General features: G+C 55.8%; 13 protein-coding genes. 4 read left to right on the plus strand and 9 right to left on the minus strand.

Annotation, left to right across the window (positions count from 1 at the left end; genetic code table 11):
- The 3 genes from C5O24_RS04760 to C5O24_RS04770 form a co-directional block, all read left to right on the plus strand.
- Positions 1 to 271, plus strand: a 271-nt coding sequence (locus tag C5O24_RS04760; RefSeq protein ID WP_133165466.1) for an aminotransferase class I/II-fold pyridoxal phosphate-dependent enzyme, incomplete at its 5' end; no start/stop codon positions are given.
- The gene (locus tag C5O24_RS04765; RefSeq protein ID WP_161553807.1) at positions 261 to 1,634 is read left to right on the plus strand and encodes a pimeloyl-ACP methyl esterase BioG family protein; all 1,374 of its coding nucleotides are present in this window, start codon (positions 261 to 263) and stop codon (positions 1,632 to 1,634) included. The genes C5O24_RS04760 and C5O24_RS04765, both read left to right, overlap by 11 nt.
- Before the next feature lie 101 nt (positions 1,635 to 1,735).
- Complete coding sequence (locus C5O24_RS04770; protein ID WP_107681533.1) at positions 1,736 to 2,965, plus strand: alpha/beta hydrolase family protein; 1,230 nt, start codon at positions 1,736 to 1,738, stop codon at positions 2,963 to 2,965.
- Positions 2,966 to 3,116: 151 nt separating this feature from the next.
- Here C5O24_RS04770 and C5O24_RS04775 read toward each other — a convergent pair whose 3' ends face one another.
- The 3 genes from C5O24_RS04775 to C5O24_RS04785 all read right to left on the minus strand — a co-directional run bounded on the left by C5O24_RS04775 (position 3,117) and on the right by C5O24_RS04785 (position 7,493).
- A complete protein-coding gene (locus tag C5O24_RS04775) occupies positions 3,117 to 5,927 on the minus strand; it encodes a putative LPS assembly protein LptD (RefSeq protein ID WP_107035783.1) in 2,811 nt (936 codons plus the stop codon).
- 379 nt (positions 5,928 to 6,306) lie between these two features.
- A complete protein-coding gene (hpf, locus tag C5O24_RS04780) occupies positions 6,307 to 6,600 on the minus strand; it encodes a ribosome hibernation-promoting factor, HPF/YfiA family (protein WP_107035784.1) in 294 nt (97 codons plus the stop codon).
- A gap of 2 nt (positions 6,601 to 6,602) precedes the next feature.
- On the minus strand, positions 6,603 to 7,493 hold the full coding sequence (locus tag C5O24_RS04785) for a tyrosine-type recombinase/integrase (RefSeq protein WP_107035785.1): 891 nt from the start codon (positions 7,491 to 7,493) through the stop codon (positions 6,603 to 6,605).
- 80 nt (positions 7,494 to 7,573) lie between these two features.
- Between C5O24_RS04785 and C5O24_RS04790 the strand changes: the two genes are divergently transcribed.
- On the plus strand, positions 7,574 to 8,494 hold the full coding sequence (locus C5O24_RS04790) for an endonuclease/exonuclease/phosphatase family protein (protein WP_107035786.1): 921 nt from the start codon (positions 7,574 to 7,576) through the stop codon (positions 8,492 to 8,494).
- Between the two features lie 25 nt (positions 8,495 to 8,519).
- On the opposite strand, the gene C5O24_RS04795 is transcribed toward C5O24_RS04790, so the two are convergent.
- From C5O24_RS04795 to C5O24_RS04820, 6 genes are all read right to left on the minus strand, one after another.
- Complete coding sequence (locus C5O24_RS04795; protein WP_107035787.1) at positions 8,520 to 9,068, minus strand: HD domain-containing protein; 549 nt, start codon at positions 9,066 to 9,068, stop codon at positions 8,520 to 8,522.
- Complete coding sequence (locus tag C5O24_RS04800) at positions 9,068 to 10,096, minus strand: branched-chain amino acid aminotransferase (RefSeq protein WP_107035788.1); 1,029 nt, start codon at positions 10,094 to 10,096, stop codon at positions 9,068 to 9,070. Before C5O24_RS04800 ends, C5O24_RS04795 begins: the two co-directional genes overlap by 1 nt.
- A 151-nt stretch (positions 10,097 to 10,247) precedes the next feature.
- The gene (locus C5O24_RS04805; protein ID WP_107035789.1) at positions 10,248 to 12,242 is read right to left on the minus strand and encodes a hypothetical protein; all 1,995 of its coding nucleotides are present in this window, start codon (positions 12,240 to 12,242) and stop codon (positions 10,248 to 10,250) included.
- Complete coding sequence (locus tag C5O24_RS04810; protein WP_107035790.1) at positions 12,242 to 13,456, minus strand: bifunctional 3,4-dihydroxy-2-butanone-4-phosphate synthase/GTP cyclohydrolase II; 1,215 nt, start codon at positions 13,454 to 13,456, stop codon at positions 12,242 to 12,244. The genes C5O24_RS04805 and C5O24_RS04810 overlap by 1 nt, the downstream gene beginning before the upstream one ends.
- A 58-nt stretch (positions 13,457 to 13,514) precedes the next feature.
- Positions 13,515 to 15,404: an LptF/LptG family permease gene (locus tag C5O24_RS04815; RefSeq protein ID WP_107035791.1), complete on the minus strand. Its 1,890-nt coding sequence runs from the start codon at positions 15,402 to 15,404 to the stop codon at positions 13,515 to 13,517.
- Between the two features lie 164 nt (positions 15,405 to 15,568).
- On the minus strand, positions 15,569 to 15,973 hold a 405-nt coding region (locus tag C5O24_RS04820), incomplete at its 5' end, for an N-acetylmuramoyl-L-alanine amidase (RefSeq protein WP_107681534.1).

The raw sequence follows: 15,973 nt of genomic DNA on the forward strand, positions 1-15,973 counted from the left end.
GGCGAAGCGGCTTCACGGCGGACTGTGCGGTCTGCTGCCTTCCGATTCGCGGTTCATGCCCCCGGAGAGCCATATCCAGTATGTTGTGACCGGTAGTTCGGATCGGGCCGTGGCATTGTCGGCCGCACTCCGGCACCGTGGACAGAAGGTGCTGCCGATAAGGACTCCGACCGTACCGGCCGGCACGGAGCGTCTGCGCATAAGTCTGAGCGCGGCCATGACCGAGGATGATATCGACGGACTGTTGGATTCGCTGCGCCATGAGATATGAAGTGATACAGACCGGAGCCGGGCGGCTGATGATCGTGTTTGCCGGATGGTCGACACGTCCGTCGCTCTATCGCGGCTATATCCGTAGCGGTTTTGACCTGATGGTGGTGTATGACTACAGCGACGTGGAGTTTCCCGACGTGGATTGTCTGAAAGAATACAGGGAGATATGCGTCGTGGCATGGTCGTTTGGGGTTGCTGTGGCTCATCGATGGCTGTTGAGCTGTCCCGATTTGCCGATCACGCGTACGCTGGCCGTGAACGGCACTCCGTGGCCTGTCGACGACCGCCGTGGCATACCGTGCAGGGTGTTCGGTCTTACACTCCGCACCCTTTCGGAGCGATCGGTGGGGGAATTCCGCAAGCGGATGTTTGCAGTATCGGATCCGATGCCGGATTTCGAACCCGTCGGCGTGGAGCATCTGCGTGGCGAGCTTGAGTCGATATCACGCATGGGCGTGAATGATCCGGCGCGTGAGGATGATATATGCGTCTGGGATAAGGTGATCGTTTCAAAGTCGGATCGCATAATCCCGTTTGCAGGGCAGATGGAGGCGTGGCATGGACATCCCGATATGACGGTGACCGGCGGCGCGCATTTTCCTGACTGGACGCAGGTCATGGCTATGGCTTCGGTCGATAAGGATTCTGTGGAACGTAACTTCTCGCACGGCGCGCCTACCTACGACGGCGCGGCCACGGTGCAGCGCGCCATGGCCGCGTGCCTGTCGGAGATTTGGCGCGAGGTGTCATCCGGGCGCAGGATCACCGATGTGGTGGAGATCGGTCCGGGCACAGGACTGTTCACACGCGAATATCTCGGCTGGCTTCGCGGCGCGAATCTCGAATTCTGGGATCTGGCGGCCATCGGCGACGATCTTCCCGGCAAAAAACGGATATGCGACGCCGAACTTGCGGTACGCGGCATGGCCGACAACTCGGCCGACGCTATCGTGGCTTCGGCTTCGGTGCAGTGGTTCAATTCGCTCGGTAGGTTTCTTGCAGAGTGCGGACGGGTGTTGCGTCCGGGCGGTCAGGTAGTCATATCCACGTTCGGACGATCGACTTTCCACGAGCTGAGCGGCATAATCACTCCTGCGGCCACATATCTTGATGCCGACGGACTGGCGCGGCTGACCCCTGACGCGATGGAACTTACTATGTCGGACGATGGCCGGACTGCTACGGTGGATTTCGAGTCGGCATCAGATCTGTTGCGCCACATGAGTCGGACTGGTGTCAACACATCCGCTGCTTCGTCGGGCAATGTCGCCGCTGCCAGACGCATCGTGCGGCAACGTATCACCCGGCTGACGTATCATCCGGTCTACGCTATTTTTACGAAAAAACATCCGTGCCGCTGAAAAAGCATATGCAAAGACGATAAATAGTGTCTGCGTATATCCGCGTAAAGTTGTAACTTTGCGTCAGTTCGTCATATCCATTTTACAGATAATTCTTACCTATGAAAAAGTACAGTGCGGCAGCCGTGGCCCTGATAGCGGCGATGTGTGCGGGATGCCTTGTCGCGTCGGCGGCTTCCGGCAGTGAGGATCAGCCGACGCCGGTCTATAACAGCACCCGTTCGGCAGTGGAGCGGGTGATGAAGCGCGCCGTGCCGAGATTGCAATATGATGGCGGTATGCCGGCCGACAGCCTCGATGCATGGCGCGAAGCCATGTCGGAGGCCATGCGCGGGCTGATGCGTCATCCCGATGCGCCGGCTGCGTCTCCGCGCAAGGTGACAGAATCTCGCCGTGACGGCTATGTGATAGAGCGGTGGGAGTCGTTTCCGCTCGACGAGAATCCGGTGGCATACTTCGTGATGCGTCCCGACAGTGCGGATGTCAGCCGTGCGGCCGTGCTGTGTATTCCCGGATCGGGTCAGACCAAGGAGCTTCTGGCGGGGGAGCGCTCGGGCAACTTCATGCTCGATGGAGAAGCTGACTCTATCGTGAGGCGTGCGGCCATGGGGCTGCATTTCGTGAAGCGCGGTCTGACGGCCGTGGTGGTCGACAATCCTTGTTTCGGCGAGCAGTCCGATGGCGGTGTGTATGACGATATCACCCCGTCGCGTTTCCTGCTTGAAACTGGCTGGAGCTATCTCGGTCTGGCTTCGTGGTATGACAAGGTGGTGCTGGACTGGATGAAAACGCAGCCTGATATTGACAAGAACCGGATAATAGTGAGCGGTTTCTCGCTCGGTACGGAGCCTATGATGGCTCTCGGGCTGCTTGACAGCTCGATATATGCGTTTGTCTACAACGATTTCCTATGCCGCACGCGTGAAAGAGCGTTGGTGCTCAATGCACGCGACGAAGATGGCCGCAGGGGTTATCCCAACTCAATACGTCATCTTATCCCCGGATTTCTGACGCAGTTTGATTTCCCCGACATAGTGGCAGCCTTGTCTCCGCGTCCGGTGATATGCACCGAGGGTGGGCTTGACCGCGATTTCAGGCTGATAGAGGATGCCTACAGGAGGTCGGGCGCGCCGGAGGCGTTCGAGTGGCATCATTATGCCAAATATGCCGATGAGGCGTCGCGCACCGACTATGACGCGCTTCCCGATGGGCTGTCGCGCGACGAATTCTACCGTATGGTCAATGTCGACGGTCCGAACCATTACTTCAAGATGGAGTGGGTGGGGCCGTGGCTCGACCGACTGTTACGGTCGATGCCGACGGCCGAATGAGACATGATGTCGCATTGCGGGCGGCAATAGGGTCAAAGCATTAGAGTAAAAGCGGTGTGGCTCGGGAGGAGAGCCACACCGCTTTTATGGATTGTGATCTTATCGGCGCTATCCGTATCACTCTCCGGATATATTGCCGGCTACGGTGGTATCAGTACCAGGTGACACCGTTGCGTATAGATGAGCGTTTGTCGTATTTCACATCCTGCAGCAGCGAGGAGTTGACCGAAATGTGGAAGTTGTAGGATTTGTACGGTCCGACAGGCACGAAGCTCGCGCGCATGCTGAAACAGTGAAGATCGCGTGTGATATTGCAGTTCATGTAGGCGATCTTGTGAGTTTCGAAATTATATGAGGCGCTGAATGAGAAATTCCAGTTGGCCGTAGGACGTATGTTGCCGGAGAAGCTGAGATTCTGTGTGATCTTGCCGTCGTAGTCCATCTTGCGCTTGTTGAACTTGCCATAGGCGTATCCTATCGAGTAGTTGAACGACAGATTCCAGGGCACATCCCATTTCATGTAGCCGTCGGACGACAGGTCGATGTCGTTGTCGATATTGCCGCGAGGATCGCGGTCGGCGTTGGGTGCGTTCGACATCGGGTCGTCGCTGTCGGTATCGTCGCCGCTATTCCCTTTTTTGTCAGAGCCTTTTTTGTCTTTGTCGTTTTTGCGCTTGAAGGTGTTGTTGTTGAGCGTGTAGGAGAACGATGTGCCGGTACTCGACAGTTTGGCCAGTCCTTTTCCTGCCTGAAGACGCGTGCGGTTTACTCTCACCGGGTTGCCGGCCTGGTTGAGCTGATAGGTGTAGACATCCCATGTGGCCGACAGGTTGAGGTTGAAGTTTTTCATCAGTTTGACCAGCAGCGATGTGTTGATGTTGCTCCATCGCAGCGAGTCGGCGGCGAAGTTGTAGCTCTGGCTTACTGAGAAATTCTCGATCAGCGACACCTTGCGCTCGCCTATCGAGTCATTGTCGTCCTTCACTTTCATCTCCAGGTTGTTGGCAAGCGAGAAGCTGACCGTACCCGAACGTCCCACGCCTGGCACTCCGAACAGAGCGTTGGGATATTTGGAGTATTGGCGTGTCTGCATGACTCCCTGTGCGTCGGGATACTGGTATGTGCCGTAATATCCGAAGAATGGCGATCCGAAGTCGGGTGTGCCGCTGAACGATATGGTGGGTGTCATGACGTGGCGTATCATCTTTACCTTGTCGCCAAGAAACGGCAGCGGCTGAAAAAATCCGTAGACTTTGGTGTCGAGCGACACCGATGCCAAAAAGTCCCATACGTTGTAGAAGGAGTAGCTTGTGTCGCACACTTCGACCGAGGCGTTGGGATCCCACTGGCGGTTGACCTTCATTGTGTACATGCGGTCGGTGATGTTGACCGACGGAGTGACGTTGATGTAGTTGAACACATTGAATGTGGCCGATATGGGTATGTTGTGGCGCATGCCGTTGCGCCAGTCTTTGATCAGGCTTTTCTTGAAAAATTCGTCCTGCTTGGCGGTGAGAGAGTTGTTAAACACTCCCGAATAGGAGAGTTTTATCTTCTCATACCATTTTTCAGCTCCGACGGCTCTCTTGCGTTTGAAAGGCGTGATCTGCGAGAGGCTGACGGTGACGTTGGGAAACGATACGGCCAGGGTGGAGTCCTGTGTGCGCTGTGCAATGTTGGCAGTGGTCGACAACGACCATTTCGAACCCGGGCGGCGGTAGGTCAGGTTGACCGTAGAGCTCTTGGTGTTTTCCGTGAACGAGTTGGAGTAGTAAGAGTTGAGGTTGTTGCGCGAGTAGCCCGATGTGGTGAAGTTGACCGATGCCGAGAAGTTGAGTGCCGGATTGGCTTTCGGATCCTGCGAATGACTCCACAACACCTGGAAGTTGGTCATGGCCTGATAGTCGGGTGCTCCTTTGTCGCCGGTGATGGTCTTAAGGTAGCTGAGGTTGAATGATCCGCTGTATCTGTAGCGTTTCACGTAGGCCGAGCGTGCCTGCAGTCCCCACGATCCCTTGGTGTAGATCTCTCCTGTGAGCGCGAGGTCGATATTGTCGTTGATGGCGAAATAGTAGCCTCCGTCGGAGAGGTAGAATCCACGGTTGTAGTCGTCGCCGAATGTGGGGAATATTATGCCCGAGGAGTATTTTTCGGAGAAGGGGAAATATCCGAAAGGCACGGCCAGCGGCAGCGGCAGTCCGGCAAGCACCATGTAGGCGGGCCCGACCACGATGTCTTTCTTCGGTTTCACCTTGGCTTTGGTGAGCTGGAAATAGAAGTGGGGATTGTCGTGGTGGTTGCAGGTGGTGTATCGTCCGTTCTGCAGGAAGATGGTATTTTCGTCCATCTTTTTCGCCCGTCCTCCGGTCAGATATCCCTCGCCCTGCTCGGTGATGATGTCGGTGATGATGCCTTTCTCGGATTTGAAATTATATTCCATGGTCTTGGCCTCATAGGAGGTGCCGTTGTCGTCAAACACGGGCGATCCCTGAATGTCGCCTACGGAGTCGGGGCGTCCTACGGCGTAGACCGTGGAGGTGGCCATGTCGAGGTGTATCTCGTCGGCGTCGATTTTCTGTCGTCCGTAGCTGACCGAACTTGCGCCGTAGATGTATGCGTTGTTGCGGCCTATGATCACCATGGAGTCGTTGGCGTTGATGTCGACGGGATTGTCGAGGTCGGATTTCACTCGCGATATTCTCGGACCCGATGGCCGTCGGGTGGTATCGTCAGTGACGTCGGGAGAGATGCGCCGGCGGTTGAGTATCGAAGCCGTGACGCCGGCCGAATCCGTATCAGCGGCGGAAGCCTGCATGGAATCGGCTGCGTTAATTGAGTCGGGTATTTGCGCCGCAGGGATCGCCGCATGTGTCGGCGATGTCTGTCCGGCAAGCGAAGCCGACGCCGAAGCTGTCAGCAAGGCTGTGGCTGTCAGTATGATATATAGTTGAGAATGCCTCAAATGTGAAGTAGCGTTGGTTCGAGATGCAAAGTTACTTCAAATCGTTGAATATTCTCTCCCCACGCGCTTTTTTTTACACTCTTTTTGGGAATCTCCATACGGAATCTCCATACGGAATCTCCATACGGAATCTCCATACGGAATTTCCATACGGTTCCATACGGCTCTCCATACGCGAATCCCGACTTCGGATCTTCACATATCGATTGCCGCGATCTTTATGCGGTCATTGTCATGCGGTCGGGATGCGGCTTTCAGGATGCGATATGGCGGTGTGCCCCGGCTGTGACAGGCCGTCGACACACCGCCGTTGCGGTCAGGCGTTGCGGCGCGGCGACCATCAGTGGTCAGTCACTGTGTCGTCAGGCCGTAGCGTCGGTTATTTGCGGTCTTTCTTTTTCTCAAGCTGACGCTCGATCGCCTCCAGACACAGGTCGATGGCTTCTTCGAATGTGTCGGCTATCTTTGTGGCCACGAAATCGTCCTGCTGGGGCACTGCTACCTTTACCAGAGCCTCTTTGTTCATGGCTGTCTCGGGCTTTACGACCTTTAGGGTGACGTCGACTGTAGAGATGTTGACATTGTGGCGCGCCAGACGTTCGGCTTTCTTGTTGATGAAGCTGACGAGTTTGTCGGCGATGTCGAAGTGGATTGCCTGAATTTTTACTTCCATGATTAACCTCCTTTTTTTAATGCACGTGGATGTGCTTGTTGGTAATTTTGTTGAAGTTCCCGGTATGTTATATGTGTATATATCTGTGTGGTCGACAGCGATTCGTGGCCGAGCAGTCGGCGCACGGCGTTGATGTCGGCGCCGTCGTTGAGCATGTCGGTGGCAAACGAGTGCCGTAGCACGTGTGGACTGCGGCGCAGGGCAGTGGTCGGCTGCAGCGCTCGGTGCACCACATTGTAGACGAGCTTGCGGTATAGCGGACGTCCGTCGGAGCGGACAAAAAACAGCTCGCTTCGTCCGGCTGTGTTGTTGCGTAGTGTCTGATAGTGTCGTATCATATCGGCAAGCTCTTTCCCGAATGGGATGAGTCTGTCTTTATTACGTTTTCCGTGCACTTTTAGTTCACCACGGGCCAGATCCACTCCGGCATCGGTAAGGCCGGTCAGCTCGGAGCATCGCATCCCGGTGGTGTAGAGCATGTCGACTATGAGCCGGTCGCGCACCTGCTCGAAATCGGTCATATCCACCTCTTCGTTGAGCACTGATTCCGTTTCTTCCGGTCTGACGAATACCGGCAGGGGCTTTTCGAGCTTGGGCAGTGTCAGCTCTGCGGCCGGATTGGCCTGCAGACCGCGGCTGCGCATCATCCACCGGTAGAAGGCCCGGAGAGCCTGCACCTTGCGGCGCACCGTTCGGGGCGATGATCCGCGTTTCGACAGTGAGAATATCCATTCTCGCAGGTCAAGCAGCGTGACCGAGGCCGGATCGAAAGCGTATCGTCCTCCCGATGTGGTGTCGTCACGCCAGCCGGTCAGATCGCGGCGGTAGGCGTCGACTGTGTGGGGCGAATAGTTGAGTTCGCAGCGCAGATATGTCAGGAAATCATCTATCATCGGTAGCGAAGATAGCGATAATTCACATAATTTCCAAAAATATCCGGTAATTTTGTGAAAACATTTTTTTGTGAAAGCTCATGAAAATATTCGCTTTGATAGCGGTGGCTCTTGCGGCTGCCGGAGTTATGGCCGCGGAGTCAGGCGGCAGTGCGCGTTTCAATGTCGCTACCTACAATATCCGACAGCTCAATGCCGGCGACGATGCGCGTGGCGATTCATGGCAGAGAAGACATCGTGTGGTGGCCGATCTCATCCGTTTCCATGATTTCGATATATTCGGCACTCAGGAGGGTTTTCACAGCCAGCTTGAGGATCTGAAGGGATCGCTGCCCGGCTATGATTATATAGGACGCGGACGCGACGACGGCGACAAGGCCGGAGAGCATTCGGTGATTTTCTACCGGACGGATCTGTTCGAGGCGGTGGATCACGGTGATTTCTGGCTGTCGGAAAACCCGGAGTCGCCGGGTCTGGGGTGGGACGCCGTATGTGTCAGGATATGCACATGGGGACGCTTCCGCCACATTCCCACCGGCCGTGAGTTTCTGATGTTCAATCTCCACATGGACCATGTGGGTCAGGTGGCGCGGCGAGAGAGCGCACGGCTCATACGCGACAAGATCATTCAGCTTGGCGACAGCCTGCCGGCGATGCTGACTGGCGACTTCAATGTCGATCAGCGCAGCGACGCTTACCGCACAGTGCTTGAATGCGGTCTTATTGATTCGCATGACGCTGCCGCGATGGTATATGAGACCAACGGCACGTTCAACGATTACCGTACCGACGCTTTCTCCGACCAGCGTATCGACCATATATTTGTCAGCCCTGGAATCATTGTGGAGAAATACGGCATCCTCACCGATACGTACCGCTCCGATGAAGGGGGCGAGGTGAAGCCTGCCGGCGCCAACGCTCCGTCGGAGCTTATGATAGGCAATTTCAAGGCGCGTGTGCCCTCCGATCATTTCCCGGTGAGAGCCACTGTGGTGCTCTGACCTACAGTCTGCGGCCGGTCAGGCATCAGTCCGAAAACTCTTCGTGCAGCCGATCGAAGCGACGTAGTGTGTCGGCCGATATGCGCGCCATCGATGCTCTGACCCGGTCGATGCTCTTGCGCTCCATGTCGCCGCTTTTGGAGTAGAATTTGTCGGCATAGCATATCAAGCGTTCGAGCTGTGTGTCGGGCATATACGTCCGGTCGGCGGGAAGAGGCAGATGTTGCGCCGCGATCTCGCCGGCGGTCAGCCCCGAGCCGGTATGGCGTTCGGCCACTCTTGCCACATCCTCGCTGTAACGCTCGCGGCGGAGCAGGTCGGCTCCCAGATAGCCGTGGGCTATGTAGGGAGCGGTGCCGTGACAGTGGATTCCGGGTGCGTCAGTGAGAAATATGCCTATGTCATGGAGCATGGCGGCTTCCTCAACAGTCTGCAGGTCGACCGGAAGATGTCGTCTTCGGGCTATTTCCACCGCAAGCGCGGCCACCGAACGGCTGTGGCGCAGAAAAATATCCCGAAGGGTTGACCCTTCGGGATAATATTTGTCGATTACCGATTGATAAGGCAGTGTCATCAGATACCCTCCACAATGGTGTTCCAGCCGTGTGTGTCGGGCTCTTCTCCGAGCTGCACTGCACGCAGCTTCTCATACAGCCGTGTGGTGATCGGGCCGGGCTGGTGATCCTTGGCCACGATATACTTGACACCGGTGTCTATGTCGTGGATTTCGGCCACGGGCGATGCCACGGCGGCTGTGCCGCACGCTCCGGCCTCGTCGATCTCGGCAAGCTCCTCCAGAGGTATGTGACGCTCTTCGACCGTGATGCCCATGTCGCGGGCGAGCTGCATCAGGCTGCGGTTGGTGACGGAGGGGAGTATCGATTCCGAGGCAGGGGTGATGTAGCGGCCCTGCTTGATGGCGAAGAAGTTGGCCGGACCGCATTCGTCGATATACTTTTTCTCGCGCGGATCAAGGTAGAGCACGGCCGAATATCCGAGTTCGTGGGCGCGCTCGCCGGCTTCAAGGCTTGCTGCGTAATTGCCGCCCACTTTCCAGCGGCCGGTGCCTTTGGGCGCCACGCGGTCAAACTCGCGCATGATGCATATATTGGTAGGTTTGAATCCCTCCTTGAAGTATGGGCCGACGGGGGTCACCATCACCATGAACAGATATTCCGACGAGGGATGCACGCCGATCTGGGCGCTCATGCCAAGCTCGATGGGGCGTATGTAGAGCGATGCTCCGCTGCCGTAGGGGGGTATGAAGCGGGCGTTGAGCTCCACGGCTTTGATCACCATCTTCTTGAACAGGTCGACGGGCACCGGCGCCATCTTGATGCCGTTGGCCGATGAAATGATACGGTTGGCATTGTCTTCAATACGGAATATGCGCACCTTGCCGTCGGCGCCGCGGAAGGCTTTGAGGCCTTCGAATATCTCCTGGCCATAGTGGAGAGCCGTGGCGGCCATGTGCATGTTGATAGTGTCGGACGATGATACTTCTATCTCGCCCCACTTGCCGTCGCGGTAACGGCAGCGCACATTGTAATCGGTAGGAATATAGCCGAACGATAGGTTGGCCCAGTCGAGTTTCTGATCCATGACGAAGCTTTATGTGAATTAAGAGTCTGATTACAGTGTCAGATGCAGGCCGTGACTCCTTTCGAAAGCGGGCAGGACGGCTGTGCATAGATCAATGTTATGTTTGATTGTCGCAAAGTTAATATTATTTACGCTCTCGGCCAAATCTTTTTCATCGGTAAAGTCGTGCAAGATCGTAGGAATAGATCTGCCGGCCGTTTTTGTAGATGAAGGCTTGTCCTTTCAGCTCGGAGCCAGCCTTGCATATCAGCAGCAGTGCATTGCCGGGCACAACCATGTCGATATACGTTTTTCTGGCAGTAGCCTTGTCGAGCAGAGTCCAGTTGCCGTCGGCGGCAAGATAATATATTTCGTAGTCAGTGCCCTTGGTGATGAAGTTTTTATCAGTATAGAACGATACCGAAGCCATTGCTGCCGGCCGGGAGCCGAGGTCGTAGGTGAAGAAACTGCGGTCGGCCGGAAGTGTGAACCGCGATGTGGCTATGCCGTCCTGAAGATAGTAGGGCTCGAATTCGGATGGAAACCGCTCGATCACCTGACAAATGCGTTGATGTTCCATCTCCTTATCATCGAATATGTCGAGTTCGCCGATGGTGAAACGTTTGCCCTTGGGAGCACTCATTCGCAGATAGCGGTAATGCCTGTCGCGTGGGAGTGATATGTTGAGCAAATCGGTGAAGATGGTATCGTTGTCATTGACTCTGAAAATCGTGTCGGGATGAGTGAACGCATAGTCGTCTGATGCCGACAGGGTATATCCGCTTATATGATCCGACAGGCGCATTGCCAGCACGTTGGTGAATGGTCTTGTGCGTCGCAGACGCGCCTTCTGCACCAGTCTGTCGGGATTGGCTTTAAGCGTTTTCACTTTAGAGTCGTGTGTGACATAAAATGCGTCGCCACACGGTACAAATCTTTCCGTGGTGTGCCGCACCGGGACAAAGATCACTCCAGGCTCAATGTCGTGGAATGTCACACGGTCGCCGTCGCGTCGTCCGGTATCGATTATTTCCCAGCTTCCGTCGATCCATAGACCGAGATATACCATCATTTTTGCGTCGGTCGGACGAATGCCGACAGTGGCTTCGTTGTGGCCGAAATAGTGTGAGGTGACATCGTGCAGAAAGGGATTGTTGAGCCTGACTGGCAGCGAGCGTATGTCGTTGAGAGCAGCCATGCGGTCATCCTGGCGTGCAAACGACTGACGGTAGATCTTGCCGGTGGTTCGCGGCGAAGCAGGGCGGTGGCTGCGGTCGGGGATGTAGTCGTCAAGCCCTACGGGATAGTATTCCGAGGTGATCGGATCGCGGACCACGATCCACTGGTATGAATGATTGTTGTCGGGCGAGAACAGTATGTTGTCGGTAGTCACCGGTATGCCGCATGAGCGCATGGCATAGACGAGCAGATCACACCAGTCGCGCCTGAATCCGACACGATTGTTGAACAGGTTTGTGGCGGTGCGGTGGGGAGTGATCAGCTGATCGTTGTAGATCCATTTCTCGCTTTCAATGTGCTTCAGCAATACAAGGGCGGCCTCGAGCACGTCGCTGCCCTGATAGAGCGAGTCGAGCACATGATTGTAGTGTTCGGCATACATCCGCCGCCATCTCACAGGCTGGTCGTCGCTTATGGTATAGGGCAATATCAGTTCGCAGAAGTCGTCAAACGACAGGTCTTTGTTCCATGGACGCTCTTTCCATTGCTTGAATGCCAGATCAATGTTCTCGATAAGCATTTCGGCGCTGACACTGCGGAGGTCATCCTTGCGTGGAAGATTGATGAGTGAGAACTTTTCCCAGCGCTTGAGCTGCTCGGGGGTGAAGAAAAAATCCACCTCCTTGCGTGTGAGCTGTGCGAGAAACATTTCAAGCGAATCAAGTTCCGTGCACTGATAAGAGTAGTGGCCATGCATGTTACTGATCAGGAACTTGGCAGCCTCCAGTTTTTCAGGTTCGTCCTCATAGTGTTCGAGCACTTCCACCAGCTCCTTCCTGTTGCGTGCAGCACGGTCGAGCGCTTTGGCAATCTCAGGAGAATACGACTCCTCGCTGCCGCATGACCACATCCCTGCGGCCATGATTGCAACGAGTGCGGCCATGGCCGCCGAGCGCAGCCGCCGGAGAGAAAACAGTGACTGCGTCATCAGTCTACGTTATGAAGATTGTGACCCATACGCTCCTTTTTGGTGTGCATATAGAATCGGTTGTCATCATTGGGTTCGATTTCAATCGGCACGATCTCCTCCACGGTGAGTCCGTAGCCCTCCAGTCCGATGCGTTTTTTAGGGTTGTTGGTCATAAGACGCATTCTTTTGACTCCGAGCAGATGGAGTATCTGCGCTCCCACTCCGTAGTCGCGCTCGTCGGCCTTGTGACCCAGATGCAGATTGGCGTCGACAGTGTCGAGCCCATCTTCCTGCAGCTTGTAGGCTCTGATCTTTTCCATGAGTCCGATGCCACGTCCCTCTTGGCTCAGATAGAGCACCACTCCGCGTCCGGCGCGTTCGATGGCCTGCATCGAGCGGTGGAGCTGTTCGCCGCAGTCACATCGGCGTGAAGCGAATATGTCGCCGGTAGCGCACGACGAGTGTACGCGCACCAGCACCGGCTCGTCCGTCGCCACGTCGCCTTTTATCAGAGCTATGTGCTCAAGTCCGGTGGTCTTGTGGCGGAACGGTATCAGACGGAAGTGGCCGTAGGCTGTGGGCATATTTACTTCCTCACCCTTTTCCACGGTCAGCTCCCGTAGCATACGGTAGGCGATGAGATCGCGTATCGAAATGAGCTTCAGACCCCATTCGTCGGCTTTCTCGCGCAGCTGCGGCAGGCGAGCCATGGTGCCGTCGGGATTGAGTATCTCTATCAGTGTGGCGGCTGGCCTGAGCCCGGCGAGGCGGGCGAGATCGATGGCCGCTTCGGTATGTCCGGGCCGGCGTAGCACACCCTCTTCCTGCGCGTAGAGCGGATGTACGTGTCCGGGGCGTCCGAAGTCCTCCGGCTTCGCATCCGGATCGGCCAGATGACGCAGAGTGGCCGCACGGTCGTTAGCCGAAACTCCGGTGGTGCATCCTTCGAGTTTGTCAACGGTGATGGTGAACGGTGTGCCGAGCATCGAGGTGTTGTCATCCACCTGATGCGGCAGATTGAGTTCGCGGCAGCGCGAAATGGTCAGCGGTGCGCACAGCTCTCCGCGGGCATTCGTCACCATGAAGTTGACACTCTCTGCCGTGGCTTTTTCGGCAGCCATGATGAGGTCGCCTTCGTTTTCGCGATCCTCGTCGTCGACCACAATGACGAATTTGCCCTGACGGAAGTCCTCTATGGCTTCCTCTATTGTGTTGAGTCTGATCTTTTCCATATTATAGATAATAGGTGGCTGTCTATTGGTGTTCGTTGATATGTATAGTTTAGGAATACTACGTTTTGTCTTTGGTAATGGTTCTTTGGGGCTTCTCGCCGTTGAGAAGCTTGATCTCCTCGCGGCTTACCTTTTCGATAGTGGCTATCTCGCCGTCGAGGTGTTTTATAGAGCGGCGTCCGGCGATATAGACCGGCAACCCTATCGGGAACAGTATGATGGCGCTCCAGGCCACCCACTTAACGCCTGTCGGATGATATATCCAAAGGCTGCGAAGCACCGGGAAATCCATGAGTTTCATCACTACGAGTCTGTCGCGCGAGTTGGCAAGATACCCCACGGTGCTCTCCAGTTCGGCCGACAGCGCTTTGAGATCCAGACGCGGCACTCCCTGCGTCCAGTAGGCCACATAGTTAGTGCACCGCGCAAGGCTTTGGCGTAGCCGGCCGGCATGTAGCGACAGCGATTCAAGCTTCGTAAGCGCTTCAGCCTTAGCGACCTCCTCCATGATCACCTCTTTCATGCTGACCGAACGCACTTCGCCTCGGCCGAGCAGACGCCTGAAGAAGTTGGCGTACGCGTCGCGGTTGAACACCGCCGAGTCGTTGACCGCCTTGTAGGTGAAAAATACGCCCAGAGGCAGCAGCACAGCGGCGCTGAGCCACATGCCTTCCCACACCTCCAGACGCCCCTCGCGCGCCATCTTGTTGCCGGTATTGTCTATGATGTAATAGAATATGAAGAGAAACACCGATATGACAAGCGGCATTCCCAGACCACCCTTGCGGATGATCGCTCCGAGCGGAGCGCCGATAAAGAAAAACACCAGACAGGCAAACGACAGTGTGAACTTCTTTTGCAGTTCTATGCCGTGGCGGCGTATGGTCTTGCGTTTGTCGGCCAAGGCATAGCCTTTGAATTCGTAGTCCTGACGCTGTCGCTTGGTCTTCTCCAGAGCGGTCTGCAGGTAACTCAGTGTATATGCCGATGTTGAGCCTCTGAACACCGAGTCGACATTGAGCCGGCGTGCGGCAGCATGGCTGTGGCCGGTAGTGTCGTTGCCTTTTGTGAGTGGCATCGACATAAGTCCGGCCGACTGCACGGCTTTGGCATATTCCAAGCCGATGCTGTCCGCCTGGGCACGCACGGAGTCGATGGTTTCCTGCAGCTCGGCGATGTTTTTGCCGACATACTGGTTGCGCATCCCGTCCTCGTCCATTCGGTTGAAGTTGGCGTCGAATTTCAGCAACACCTCCTTGTAATCAAACGATTCGCGGCGATAAGGCACATTGGCGCTGCTCATGCCGGCTTCCTTTAGATTCTCGAACGATTCTCCCTGCCATAGCCGCAGCACCAGATGGGTCTTGTCCTCGGTCATGACCAGACGTCCTGAATCGGCCAGAATCACACTGGCGTTGTCAAACCCCTTCGACAGGTCGTAGATCATCATCTGATAGAGGGTGCCGTTGTCGCGGTTTTTCTCCTTGACGTAGATGTTGTAGCCTGGAATCTGGTCGTAGAATACTCCCTCGGGTATCTCCAGCTCAGGCGATTTCTGACGCATGGAGTAGAGCAGGGTCCACATCTTTGTCTGCGCGACCGGCAACACATTGTTCTGAAAGAAAAAAGCCGCTATGGCAATAAAGGCCACCAGTGCGATCAGAGGCTTCATCGTTTTGATCAGCGACACGCCCGAAGCCTTCATGGCCGTCAGTTCGAATCGCTCGCCGAGATTACCGAATGTCATGAGCGACGCCAGAAGGATGGCGAGCGGCAGAGCCATCGGTATCATTGTCAGCGAGGCGTAGAAAAACAGCTCTCCGATCACTCCGATGCTCAGGCCCTTGCCCACGAAATCGTCGATAAACCGCCATAGAAACTGCATCATAACGATGAACAGGCAGATGAAGAAGGTCATCACAAACAAGGGCACGAAACTCTTGAGCATGAATCTGTATAAGCGTTTTATACGTAGCGGATGCATCTTCGGCGGTATGATGATTGCTTTAGAGGGTCAGTTATTGATGTGGGGGGATTGCGCCCGAAGTCGGTGCCTGAAGCTGCAATCCTGATGCAAAGTTACGCAAAAAATCCTAATTATCCGCATACATGTCAAGTGGCGTGATATCCTTTGCACAGACGAGCATATTCCGCAGTGGCGTCAAACGAGGGGCACGCTTTGGCGGCGAAGTCGCGGTGGCCTCTGACGCTCGATCCGGGATAGCGCCTGAGCAGCGATGCGAGCAGCGCGGTGAGCGATTCGCGCTGTTGTGGCGTGCGTGTGTCGGCAGGCGTCCCGTCCGTCTCGATGCCGCCTACGTAGGCCACTCCGATGCTTCCGGCGTTGTGTCCGAGGCAGTGTGCTCCGGCTATGCTTTCGTCGCGGCCGCGATGCACCGTGCCGTCAAGCGCCACCACGTAATGGTATCCTATCTGATTGAATCCGCGCTGGCGGTGCCAGCTGTCGATCTCGGCCACGCTGACGTTGCGGGAGCGTGGAGTGGCAGTGCAATGCAC

Origin of the sequence: Paramuribaculum intestinale (assembly GCF_003024925.1) — a bacterium.
GTDB classification, from domain to species: domain Bacteria; phylum Bacteroidota; class Bacteroidia; order Bacteroidales; family Muribaculaceae; genus Paramuribaculum; species Paramuribaculum intestinale.

Excerpts from the sequence above, each read along its gene's own strand:
- C5O24_RS04800 (WP_107035788.1), bottom strand. The coding sequence starts at position 10,096 with ATGGATCAGAAACTCGACTGGGCCAACCTATCGTTCGGCTATATTCCT.
- C5O24_RS04805 (WP_107035789.1), bottom strand. The coding sequence starts at position 12,242 with ATGACGCAGTCACTGTTTTCTCTCCGGCGGCTGCGCTCGGCGGCCATG.
- C5O24_RS04770 (WP_107681533.1), top strand. The coding sequence starts at position 1,736 with ATGAAAAAGTACAGTGCGGCAGCCGTGGCCCTGATAGCGGCGATGTGT.
- C5O24_RS04790 (WP_107035786.1), top strand. The coding sequence starts at position 7,574 with ATGAAAATATTCGCTTTGATAGCGGTGGCTCTTGCGGCTGCCGGAGTT.
- hpf (WP_107035784.1), bottom strand. The coding sequence starts at position 6,600 with ATGGAAGTAAAAATTCAGGCAATCCACTTCGACATCGCCGACAAACTC.
- C5O24_RS04810 (WP_107035790.1), bottom strand. The coding sequence starts at position 13,456 with ATGGAAAAGATCAGACTCAACACAATAGAGGAAGCCATAGAGGACTTC.
- C5O24_RS04815 (WP_107035791.1), bottom strand. The coding sequence starts at position 15,404 with ATGCTCAAGAGTTTCGTGCCCTTGTTTGTGATGACCTTCTTCATCTGC.
- C5O24_RS04785 (WP_107035785.1), bottom strand. The coding sequence starts at position 7,493 with ATGATAGATGATTTCCTGACATATCTGCGCTGCGAACTCAACTATTCG.
- C5O24_RS04765 (WP_161553807.1), top strand. The coding sequence starts at position 261 with ATGAGATATGAAGTGATACAGACCGGAGCCGGGCGGCTGATGATCGTG.
- C5O24_RS04795 (WP_107035787.1), bottom strand. The coding sequence starts at position 9,068 with ATGACACTGCCTTATCAATCGGTAATCGACAAATATTATCCCGAAGGG.